The sequence below is a fragment of the Streptomyces sp. NPDC052042 genome (assembly GCF_044548345.1).
GTDB lineage: Bacteria > Actinomycetota > Actinomycetes > Streptomycetales > Streptomycetaceae > Streptomyces.
The window spans coordinates 19,984-31,270 of sequence record NZ_JBIUBU010000003.1 but is presented as its reverse complement, the minus strand read 5'-3'; the positions used below and the strand labels follow the sequence as shown (position 1 = coordinate 31,270).

At 74.5% G+C, this 11,287-nt stretch carries 6 protein-coding genes; all 6 read right to left on the bottom strand.

Annotation, left to right across the window (positions count from 1 at the left end; genetic code table 11):
* Nucleotides 1-34 precede the first annotated feature (34 nt).
* Nucleotides 35-3,028 carry an FxSxx-COOH system tetratricopeptide repeat protein gene (gene fxsT / locus ACIHCL_RS07595; protein ID WP_399858110.1) on the bottom strand — a complete coding sequence of 998 codons (2,994 nt, stop codon included), beginning with the start codon at nt 3,026-3,028 and terminating at the stop codon, nt 35-37.
* Nucleotides 3,029-3,096: 68 nt separating this feature from the next.
* Complete coding sequence (locus tag ACIHCL_RS07590; protein ID WP_399858107.1) at nt 3,097-4,512, bottom strand: aKG-HExxH-type peptide beta-hydroxylase; 1,416 nt, start codon at nt 4,510-4,512, stop codon at nt 3,097-3,099.
* Nucleotides 4,509-5,753 carry an FxsB family cyclophane-forming radical SAM/SPASM peptide maturase gene (locus tag ACIHCL_RS07585; protein ID WP_399858105.1) on the bottom strand — a complete coding sequence of 415 codons (1,245 nt, stop codon included), beginning with the start codon at nt 5,751-5,753 and terminating at the stop codon, nt 4,509-4,511. Before ACIHCL_RS07585 ends, ACIHCL_RS07590 begins: the two co-directional genes overlap by 4 nt.
* Before the next feature lie 186 nt (nt 5,754-5,939).
* A complete protein-coding gene (gene fxsA / locus ACIHCL_RS07580) occupies nt 5,940-6,221 on the bottom strand; it encodes an FxSxx-COOH cyclophane-containing RiPP peptide (RefSeq protein ID WP_399858103.1) in 282 nt (93 codons plus the stop codon).
* Between the two features lie 394 nt (nt 6,222-6,615).
* Nucleotides 6,616-10,179: an SAV_2336 N-terminal domain-related protein gene (locus ACIHCL_RS07575; protein WP_399858100.1), complete on the bottom strand. Its 3,564-nt coding sequence runs from the start codon at nt 10,177-10,179 to the stop codon at nt 6,616-6,618.
* Nucleotides 10,180-10,184: 5 nt separating this feature from the next.
* Nucleotides 10,185-11,225 carry an AAA family ATPase gene (locus tag ACIHCL_RS07570; RefSeq protein ID WP_399858097.1) on the bottom strand — a complete coding sequence of 347 codons (1,041 nt, stop codon included), beginning with the start codon at nt 11,223-11,225 and terminating at the stop codon, nt 10,185-10,187.
* Nucleotides 11,226-11,287: the final 62 nt, after the last annotated feature.

Below are 11,287 nucleotides of genomic sequence, written 5' to 3'. Positions count from 1 at the left end.
TCAGGCCGCAGCCGCCCTTCCCGGCCGGGACGATTCAGATCATCTGCGGTTCGAAGTCCCAGTACGGGCGGTTGCGGGAGCGGGCCGAGACGGTGTGGACGTGCTGGGCGCCCAGGGTCGTCTCCAGGTCTCCCAGCGCCTCCGTCTCGATCTTGTCGGCCCGCTGCCGTTCCCGCAGCCCGCGCAGGTCCGCGGCGTGCGCGATCCGGGCGGACAGGGTCAGCGGATGGGTCCTGCCGAGGATCTCGACGGACCGGGTGACGACCGACTCCGTGAGGGCGGCGGCGGATTCCGGGTCGCCCACCAGGTTGCGCAGCGCCGAGGCGTTGATCGCGCAGCCCAGCGTCCAGGGGTGGTTCTCCCCCACGGCCCGGGTCATGTCGGCGAGCGCCTCCTCCAGGAGGGCGTGCGCGTGGTCCCGCTCCCCCACGTTGCGCAGGATCAGCGCGTGGTTGGCGCGGGTCCCCGCCACATAGGGGTGCTGTTCGCCGAGCATGGCCGTGTATCCGGCGACGACGCGTTCGCTTATGGCCCTGGCCTGGTCGATGTCGGCGTGTTCGCGGGCGAAGAAGCTCTGGCCGGTCGCGAACATCATCGTCAGCGGGTCGTTCTCGCCCAGCACGCGCTCGGCCCGTTCCAGCACGCGGGTGAAGAGTTCGCCGGCCCTGCCGCGGTCTCCCGAACGGTACTGGCAGAGCGCGAGGTTGTGTTCGGCGCGCAGGGTCTGCGGATTGTCGGGGCCCATGACCAGCCGGTGCACCCGGACGCTCTGGTTCTGGAGCGACAGGGCCTCGCCGTACCGGCCGAGCAGCCGCAGATCGGTGGCGTAGTTGATCTCGGAGTAGAGCGTCCAGCTGTGGCGCGGGCGCAGCAGCCGGCGCCGGGCCTCCAGGGTGGCCCGGTTGAGTTCCAACGACTCCTCGTACCGGCCGAGCAGGCGCAGCGAGACGGCGAGGTTGTTCTGCGCGTTGAGGGTGCGTGAGTCCTGGTCGCCCAGGAGCCCATGGTAGGCGGCGAGGATCCAGCCGGAGATCTCCCTGGCCTCGTCGTACCGTCCCAGTCCGCGCAGGTCGGCGGCGAGGCCGCCGGCGGCGCGCAGGTGTTCCAGGTCCTGGGGGCCGCGCTCGGCGCGCAGGTGCTCGACGGCGGCCCGTTCGATGGCCTCCGTCTCCGCGTACTCGCCGACGGCCCGCAGCAGGTTGGCGTAGTGGTAGCGGAGGTCCCAGAGCCGGGGGAAGACCTCGCCGAAGAGTTCCCGCCAGGTGTCCAGGGCGCGTGCGCCGAGCTTGATGCCGGCCTGGTACTCCCCGGAGAGGTACAGGTAGCGCAGGCAGTTGAGCACCAGGGTCTGCACCGCCGGCTCGGTGCTCGTGAGCACGTCGGCCCACTTCAGGTGCGGGGTGAGCTCGGCGTAGGCGGGCCACAGCCGGGTGTCGGTCGGGCGGCCGGGGTCGGCCGCGGCGAGGGCCCGGCGGACCACGTCGATGAACTCCCGGCGGTCCCGCTCCGGCATGTCCTTGCCGATGATCTGGTGGACCATGCGGTGCATGTAGAGGGTTTCGCCGGCCGACGCCTCCTCCCCGGCCGTCTCGTGGGATTCCAGCCGGACCACGGAGTACTGGCGGAGCTGGGCAATCGCCCTGTTCCACAGCAGTGGGTCGTTCATCAGTCCGGAGAGCTGTTCCGGCAGTTCGCCGGGCGGCATCTCCCTCAGCAGACGCACGGGGATGGAGCCCGGCGCGAAGAAGCTGCACAGGCGCAGCAGATCGACGGATTCCGGGACGGTCTCCCTGAGCTTGTTCAGCAGTATCGACCAGGCGGTCTGGAAGGCGAGCGGGAAGTCCGCGGAGATCTTGACGACGTCCTGGTCGATGCCGCCTTCGAGGAGTCCGATGTAGCCCTCCACCGACATGTCGGAGTCGTTGAGCCAGCCCGCGGTCTGGTCGAGGAGCAGCGGCAGGTCCTCCAGGGCCTCGGCGAGCCGGTCGGCCTCGGCCGGGGTCAGGCGCGGGGCGCGGCGGCGGATGAACGCGACCGACTCGTCACGGGCGTAGACGGGGACCTCGACCAGGTGACTGTTGTGCTCCCGCCACTCCGGGTTGCGGGAGGTGACCAGGACGTGGCCGGGGCCGGTGGGCACCAGGTCCCAGATCTGTTCGGGTTCGTCGGCGCCGTCCAGCACGAGGAGCCAGTGGGAGTGCGGTTCGCCGCGGCGCAGGGCGTCCCGTACCGCGCGCAGCCGCTCTCCGTACTCGGCGCCCGTGGACAGGCCCAGTTCGGGGGCGAGTTCGGCGAGTTTCTGGCGGTAGAGGGCGCGGCGGTCGGCGGGCACCCACCAGACCGCGTCGTACTCGGAGCTGAAGCGGTAGACGTACTCCGCCGCCAGTTGGGTCTTGCCGACGCCGGGCATGCCGTGCAGGGTGACGACCCCGGCGCCGGGCCCGGCGTCCTGGAGGGTCCGGTACGTCGTGCTGAGGAGTTCGTCCCGCCCGGTGAAGCGGGTGTTGCGCCGCGGCACCCCGCCCCACACCTCCGGGGTGTCCGCCGGGTACCGGGGCCCCGGCCTGGCCTCGACCGCTTCGGGCAGCGGGCCGGTGGGCAGGCCCAGGCGTACCAGGAGCCGCCGTTCGGCCTCCTCGGCACCGACGTTGGTCAGATCGGCCGCGCCGAAGACCGAGGTGGCACCGGGCAGCGCCGACGTGGTCACGCGCACGGCGGCGAAGCGCTCGGGGTCCGGGGCGACGACCTCGCGCAGGGCCCTGTTCCACTCCGCGGTGGTGCGGGGGCCGAGCTGGACGTACCAGTCGCTGAGGATCAGCAGGACGTCGCCGCGGGACAGTGTCAGGTCCCGCAGTGCCTCCTCCAGCACCGCCTCCACCGGTGGGTCCCAGCGCTGCTGGACGACGGTGACGCCACGACGCTCCAGGCGGTCCGCGATCCACGCCGCCCAGGCGCGGTTGAAACCGGCGAAACTGATGGTGACGGTGTGCGTCCCGATCGCCCCAACTCCATTACCCGTTGCGGGCATTCGACCATCTCCCTGCCTTGGTACAGGACCTGTCAACATACACCGGGGCGCGAAGGCTCCGGTCGGAATCACGGGGACTCCCGCGGATGACGCGGGCCGTTCCTCTGCTGCCATATCACCTTGGCGGTGGCCACGTACGCCTGAGCGCGCGCCGCATGACCCGCGGGAGGCGGACAATCGTCCAGTCGGTGGTAGAGCGAGATCATCTCGTCGACGAGCACGCGACCCTCGCGGGTCAGCGCCGCCGATCCGGCCAGCACCGGCAGTACGGCTCCGACCTGTTCGTGGCAGCGGGCGTGCTCGGTCCAGGCGAGGTCCCGGTGGACGACGCGGCGGGCGCCGAGCGCCAGCCGCTGCCAGTGGCCGGCGAGCGCGATGTGCGAGTAGGCGCCCTGGAGGAGCCCGTCGAAGGGCCTGGGGTCCGGTCGCCAGGGCGCGAAGTGGCGTGGTGCCGGGTCCTCGTGGTGCAGCGGCACCCGTGCGGCGAGCGCGGACAGTTTGGTGTGCTGGATCTCGTGGACGAGGGTGGCGGCGAAGAAGGCGGGGGTGGCCGGCCTGCTGCTGAGAACGGCGCCGAACGCTTCACGCCGGGTGGCGCTGCAATGGGCCGTGCCCCCGCCCGCGGGCCCCGAGCCCGGCGGGCTGCCGAGTGGCACCAGGCAGCGCAGCAGGACGGCCGTTTCGGTCAGGCGGTGTTCGCCGCCCGTGCGGAGCAGGGACGGCACGCGCGACCAGGATCCGGCCCACGCCTTGCGTTCGTGGTCGTCGAGGTGGGGGGCGGCGCGCAGCCCGTGGTTTCGCAGTCCGCCGCCGTCGGTGCGGTACGGATCGACGTCGTCCAGGGGGACGGGGGCGGCGCCGGGCCGTACGGGGGGCAGGACGAGGACCGGGAGCCAGCGCGGGTCGGCCGCGCCGGTCGTGGCGTCGTGGTGCACATGCACGGTGAGCGGCGCCCCCTCGGAGGTATGGCGTAATGCCAGCCTCCCCTCGGTGAAGTGGAGCTCGACCGTTCCGGGTGCCGTCCGCAGGGCGCCCAGGGTGGGCAGCGCCAGCAGTGCGCCGTGCGCGGTGAGCCGGGTCGTGAACGCGAGTCCGGAGCGGATCGCGGCCGCGGCGGCCAGGGCGCTCAAGTGGTCGAGTTCAAAACGGAGTTCGCGGGCCGTGGCGCAGGAGGGGCCGGGGGTGGAGAGGGCGTGCAGGCAGCGCTGGGCCCAGGGGCCGGTGAGGGGGTGGAGCAGAACGGTGCGCACGGCGGTCCGGTCGGCACGTTCCGCCTCCTCCAGCAGCGCCCAGTCCTGTCGCAGCCGGGTGAGGGCCGGGGGCGGCACGAGGGCGGCGGGGGCGTCCTCGGCCGCGTCGAGCAGGGCGCGGACGAGGAGCAGCCGTCGGGTGTCCTGGTCGCGTGCGAGGGCGTGGAGGGTGTCGGGGTCGCCCTCCGTGCGGCCGAGCCGGCGTAGTGCGTGGTCCGGGAGTGGGGGGCTCATCGGTGTGCTCCTGCGGTCGCTTCGGACAGCCGGCGGGCTATGTGGCGCACCAGTCGTTCGAGATCGGCACAGTAGACGGACGGGTTGGCGAAGCCGTTGTCCGCGCGGTAGCGGTGTGCGTAGTGGCCGCCGCCGCAGACGGCCAGCAGCGGGCAGGCACGGCAGGCGGGGGCGAGCGCCTCGGCGCCCGCCTGGCGGGCGGCGACGCCGGGGTGGCGCAGGGCGTCGTCGAAGGTGTGGCGGAAGACATCGAGACCGGTGGCGGCGGCGGTGTCGTAGGCGGACTTGAGGGAGTCGACCTGTTCGATCGTCCCGTCGGTCTCGACCACGATGGCCTCGACGGGGCCGAGGCCGAGGGATTCGGTGGCGGCGGGCAGGCCCAGCAGCAGGGCCATGCATTCCTCGAACAGCCGGATCCCGGTCTCCCGCCGCCCGGCCCGCCACCAGCGGTCGAAGACGGTGGTGAGCCAGTCGCCGTACGGGGTCGGCTCCGGTCCGGGGCGGACGCCGATGACAGGTCCGGGGGCGGTGCGCGGGCCGGTACGGGCCGTTCTCCCGCCGGGCAGACCGGGGGGCGGGTTCGTCCAGTTGCCGTGCGGCAGCAGCAGGTCCAGGGCCGGCGGGCGCAGGGCGAGCAGCGACTCGTACATCTCGACCGGGTCGGTGCGGAGGTCGACCACGGTGAGGATGCCCGCGTACGCGTCGGGGTGGCGGTCGGCGAGGAGCCTGGCGCCGCGTGACGCGGCGGGCCAGGAGGGGCGCCCGGCACGGTCGGTGCGCCGGATGTTGTGGGCGGCCAGCCCGCCGTCGAGGCTGATGCCGATGTCGATGCCGTGCCGGGCGAGCACGGTGACGCGGGCGTCGGTGAGGAGCGTGGCGTTGGTCTGCACGGTGGCGCGCACGGCGCAGTCCGCCGGGGTGAGCTCACGGACCCGGTCGGTGAAGGCGGCGAGGCGGTCGGCTCCGGCGAGGAGGGGTTCGCCGCCGTGCAGGACGAGGGCGATGGCGCGCAGTCCGTGGGCTGCCGCGTGCTCGGCGATCCGGTCGGCGGTGCGCTCCAGGACGGCGGGCGCGGCGGCGGCCGGGCGGGTGCGCCAGGTCCGGTCGGGGCCCTCGTAGAGATAGCAGTAGCGGCAGGCCAGGTTGCACCGGCCGTGCACCTTGACGATGAACTGCCGGAAGGGGAAGGGGCCTCGGGCCGCGGTGGTGGTGCCCGCGCACCGGCCGGGACACCGCGTCATCCGTCGAGACACTCCGGCACCCCCGTGCTGCGTATCGGGACGCTCCCCGTCACCGGCCCGGAACCGTTCTGCCCGGCCGGTCGCACGCACAGACCAGGTCCCGGCCACGATGTCCTGTTCGGCCGGGCCCCGGGCCGAAACCGTGCGGCCCGGGGCGCGTCCGACGGGGCCGTGCGCGCGCCGGTCTCAGAAGGAGCTGGTGAAACCCCACAGCGTTTCCCTCGGCTGCCCGGCCCGGCCGCGCAGCTCCTCGACCACCTCGCGGAGCACCGGATGGTCCAGCGTCCGCAGCGCCGCCAGGTCGAGCTCCAGCAGGTCGGGCAGCGGTCCCGGACCACCGGGCACCACGTCGGCGTCCCGGTCGGATGTGTCGTCCGATGCCCCGCCGGTCATCGTGCCCGCCGTCGCGCCGGACATCGTGTCGGGCGCCCCGGCGACCGGCGTCCCGCGTCCCGTCGGCTCGTTCATGCTGCCTCCCCGTGTGCCCGTGATCCCCGCGGGGCCGTGTCCCCGCGGTTCCGTGATCCCCGAGTGTCCGTCGCGCGTGCTCCCGCGTCGGGTCCGCGATGTTCCGCCCTCGCCAACCGCGCTCCGCCGGGGGCCGTGTCCCGGCGTGTGTCCGCGGGCCCGCCTCGCGAGGTGTCCGTCCGCCGCGGATGCGCCGGGGCGACCGCCCCTCGCCGCCGCGCCTCGTTCGTGCCGTCGGCATCCGTGCGGTCGACGCACTCCCCGCACGGGCCGCTTCTGTACCGATGCCCCGCACGGCCCCGCCTACGCCTTCGCGGGCAGGCCGGTGACCGGCGTCCGTCGTACACCGGGCGCAGACGGCGCACGAAAGGGCGATCGGCGGGCGGCCGCCGGTTCAGCGCTCCAGCTCCGCCAGCCGCGCCGCCGTCTCCTCGCCCGCCGCGCCGCCGCCGTCCGGCAGCCTGCGCCATTCCCGGAGGGCCGACCGGTGGGCCTCGCGGGCGGCCCGGGGGCGGCCCGCCCGTTCGTAGGTCGTGCCCCGCCAGTGATGGGCCGTCGCGCACAATTCGACCGCCCGCCCGCGCTGTTGCGGGTGGGCCGCCGTCTCCTCCGCCGCGCGGGCCGCCTCGGCCGCGCCCCGGAACGCCTCGGCCGCCTCGTCGAGCCGGGTGGGGCGCCGCAGCACCCGGGCGGCGTCGAGGTGGGTCAGGCCCAGTTCCAGCCGGCAGTCCGCCTCGGTCAGCGGCTCGGTCGCCTCCCGGGCGGCGAGCCCGAAGAGGTACTCGGCCTCCCGCAGGTCCACCCGGTCCTCGGTGGCCCGGTGCCGCAGCATCAGCGCCCGGCCCAGCATCAGCAGCCGTTCGGCCTGGCGCGCGTCCCCCGCCGCCGTCTCCGTACGGCAGTCGCGCAGCACCTTCACCGCCGAGCCGATGTGCTCCCGCCCGTCCGGCTGCCCGGCCCGGCGCAGCAAGGTGCCGCCCCATTCGGCGAGCAGATCGGCGTGGGCCTGCGAGTCGCGCGGCACGCCGCGGGCGGCGCGGGCGAACCAGTCGGCCGCCTCGACGAGTTCGTCCGGGTTCCCGGTGTGCTCGTAGCGGGCGACGCGGACCCGGGCGGCCCGGATGAGGAGCGAGGCGCGCAGGCGCTGCTCCCGCACGGTCTCCAGGGCCTGCTCGACCAGTGCGGCCGCCTCGTCCGGCTCGGCTCCGGAACCGAGCAGGGCGTCCACGAGGTCCAGCACGACGCGCCCCTCGGTGCCCAGGGTGTGCCGGCCGCCGCCCTGTCCGAAGGCCGTGCGCAGGGAGTGGGCGGCCTGGGCGGCGTACGCCCGGGACTGTTCGGTGTCGGCGGTGGCCCCGGAGAGCCTGAGCAGGGTGCGGCCGTGCGCCAGCGGCAGGGCGGCGGGCCGGTTCTCCTGCTCGGGCCAGGCGTCGGCGAACGCCTCCAGCATGCCGCACGCGGACTGGAGCGACGAGGTGTCCCCGTCGAGCCGCCACTGCGCCTCCAGGGCCCGGACCCGTTCCAGGGTAAGCCGGAGGGCCTCGGCCGGGTCCAGTCCGGGGGCCGAGCAGGCAGCCGTGTACTCCCGGTCGGCCCGGCGCAGCAGTTCCAGGGCGCCGCGCCGGTCGCCGCGCGACCGGCGGTCGTCGGCCGCGGCGTGCAGCACCCGGGCCAGGGCGGCCCGTTCGTGCAGGGCGGCGGGGTGCGCGACGGCCCGCTCGGCGGCGTACTCGGCCTCGCGGAGCAGTTCGGCGCCGCCCTGGACCTCCCACAGGCGCAGCACGCAACGCGAGTACTCCGCCCACAGGACGGGGTCGGCGCCCGGCCGGTTCTCGCGCTCGGTGGCGCCGCGCAGCAGCTGCACGGCGTCGATCAGGTACTGGACCATGCCGTCCGACTCGAAGTGGCGCAGCAGCAGTCGGGCGCTCTCCACGGCGGCGTCGGGCGTCCGGGGTTCGTCGTCGGTGTCCGGCCGGTGCCGTCCGGTGTCGACGACGAACCGCTCGGGCAGCGGCATGAAACGCTCCAGTACGCGGACCGCGACCTCGGCGAAGGGGCGCGGGACGCGTGGCCCACCGTTCTCCTCCGCCTCCTCGGTCCCGTCCTCCTCCTCCGTTCCAGCCCGGTGTCCTGAGCCGGCCCCGTCCGGTGACGGTTCGGTGGTACGGGTGAGCCCTGCCGCCCCAGGTCTGCCCTCGCCGAGCTGGGCGAAGGCCAGGGCGGGGAAGTTCGGCCCGCCCTTGCCGAACCGCTGTTCGATGTACTGCGAGCAGTGCTTGAGCACGAGCAACGCCTCGTCCCGGCCGAGCGGGCCGAGCAGTGCTTCCCGGACACCGGGCGCGAACTCGTACCACTGGCCGGCGGTCTCCTCCTCCGCCTCGGTGCCGTCCTCGTCCCGCGCCCGTGACAGCAGGCCGCTCAGCAGCACCTCGGCGAGTTCCGAGGGGCCGGAGTTCGGCAGCATGGTGCGCTGCACCAGTTGCATCACCGGCAGGTACAACGGGGCCGCCGCGAGGTACACGGCCAGCTGTCCGGCGGCCGGGGAGGCCGTCGAGCGGAAGCGGCTGACCAGTTGGAGCGAGGACAGGCCGTCGCCGGGGCGCTGCGCCGCCGCCGCGGGCTGGTCGGCCCGCACCCAGCCGACGGCGCCGGACACCTGTCCCGCGCCGGTGCCGGAGAGCAGCTTCGCCCAGGCGGCCAACGCCCCTTTGACCGGCGGCAGTACGGGGACGGGGAGGGCGCCCGGGTGCACGGCGGGGCCGGCGCCGGCGTGCTCCGTGACCTTGAGCACGGTGGCTCCGCCCACTCCGTCGCCCCGGGCCACGGAGCCGTAGGTCACCGGCAGCCGGGTCCGGTTCCACATCCGTTGCGGCAGGGGCTGGAGCACCGCCGTCGGGGCCTGCCCGGCGAGGTGGTGCAGCAGCCGGTGGGCCCGCCCGCTGTGCCAGAGCGGGCCTGCGCAGTCGCTGACCAGCAGGGTGACACGACGACCGGTCGGGTCGCTGAGCCGGTCCGCGGAGCTGAGCGGCGCGGCGGCCGGGTCGGAGCTGCGGCTCACCGCGGCGGCGCCGTCCGGCCCCTGGTGCAGATAGCACGTCCAGATGTCCCGGAAGGCACCCAACCGGCCGAATATCTGCTGGAGTTCATCGAAAAGCCGGTCCCACACCAGCATCGACGACGAGGCGTCCATGACGCACTGCAGCAACGACTCGCCCCGGGACGCGCCGCGGAAGACCGGGATGACCAACCCGCCCGCCCGGGCGCTGCGTTCGGCGGTCTCCGTCTCGTCGAGGGTGTGGCGCATCGGTGGCGCGGCAGGGCGGTAGCGCTGCAAGGGGCGTAACGCCCGCTGGAGTTCGAGCGGGGCGGGAAGGACGGGAGCGGCGGGCACTCCGAAGGTGAGCGTGCTCGTCCGGCCGGCCGGGACGGGACCGGGCCCGCGTCCGTGCGGGCCGCCGCTGCGTGGGGGCCCGGTGCGGGCCCGGACGGGGGGCACGGGGTGGAGCGGGACCCGCCGGTCGGCGTCCTCGGGATGGTGCCGTTCCACGGGTCCGTCGTCGTCCGGTGCGGGCCCCTCGGCTTCCCGGCGTCCCGGCACGGGCGGGGCGGGGCGCCCTTCCCGCCGGTCCTCCCGGACGGTGGGCGGTGGCGGTGCGGTCCGGTCGCCCTCGTCGTCGTCCTCGTCGGGAGCGTCGGGGTGGCGGGTCCAGCGGGCCAGCCAGAGGGCGTCGCAGATCTGCTCGGCGTCGGGATCGAGTCCGGCCCCGCGCAGCCGGGCGACGAACGCGGGCAGCAGCCCGCCGTCGCCCGGCCCCGGTCCGCCGTACGACCGTGACGCGTCCCCTACCGCCGCGTCCCGCACCGATGCCGCGTCCTCGGCACCCTTCCCCGGGTCCCGGGGCGCTTCGCCGGGGCTCTGCCCGGCGTCCCGCGGTCCGTGTCGCCCCCCACCGGACATCGGCATCACCTCGGTCGGTCGAGTCGCTGGATCAGCAGGTCGGCGAGGCGGTCCCGGCCCGCGGGCGCCGCCGCGTCGGTGAGGTAGATCGCGTTCAACAGCTGGTCCGTGGCCAGCAGTTCACTGCGGGAGCGCTCCAGGAAGTGGGCGATGAGATCGTCCCCGGAGCGCGCCGCCTCGTCACCGAGGTGCGCGCGCACAAAGGTGGCGAGGCGCTGGTGGTCGGGGCGGCCCAGCTCCAGGTGGACGCAGCGGCGCATCAGCGGCGCCGGGAAGTCCCGCTCGCCGTTGCTGGTGAGGACCACGAACGGGAAGGCCCGGCACTGGACCCGGCCGCCCCGCACCTTCACCTTGTTGCCGTCGTCGTCGAGGACCTCCGCCTCGCCGTCGGGCAGCCGGTCCACGATCCGTTCCAGCTCGGGGATGGCGAACTCGCCCTCCTCCAACACGTTGAGCAGGTCGTTCGGCAGATCGATGTCGCTCTTGTCGAGCTCGTCGATGAGCACGACGCGCGGCCGGTCCGAGGGCATCAGCGCGGTACCGAGCGGGCCGAGCCGGATGTAGCTGCCGACGCTCTCCGCGGATCCGGCACCGGTCGCCCCCGGCCCGGCGCCGTGTGCGGCGATCTGCACGTCCTGGAGCCGGGCGATCGCGTCGTAGCGGTACAGCCCGTCCTGGAGCGTCGAGCGGCTGACGATCGGCCAGCGCAGGACCCGGCCCAGCCCGAGCTCGTGGGCGACGGAGTGGGCGAGGGTGCTCTTCCCGGCGCCCGGACCCCCGGTCACCAGCAGCGGACGCCGCAGATAGAGCGCCGCGTTGATCAGCTCCAGCTCCTCGGCGCCCGGACGGTGGAGTTCGGCGATGTGCCGGTAGGCGCCCAGCCGGCGGTCGGCCGACCCGTCCCCGTCCTGCCCGTCCCGCCCGTCGGCGGCCGGGGCGTCACGGCCCGCGAAGTCCCGCCAGGGCGGCGGGGGCGGCAGGCGGTCGATGCCGCCGTGCGGTTCGCCGGCCCCTCGGTAGATGAGCCACTCGCTGGATTCACTCATAGCGTGTCCTCGTCGTCACTCGTCCGCCAGGGGCAGCTGTCGAACGTGCTTCACGGTAGCGA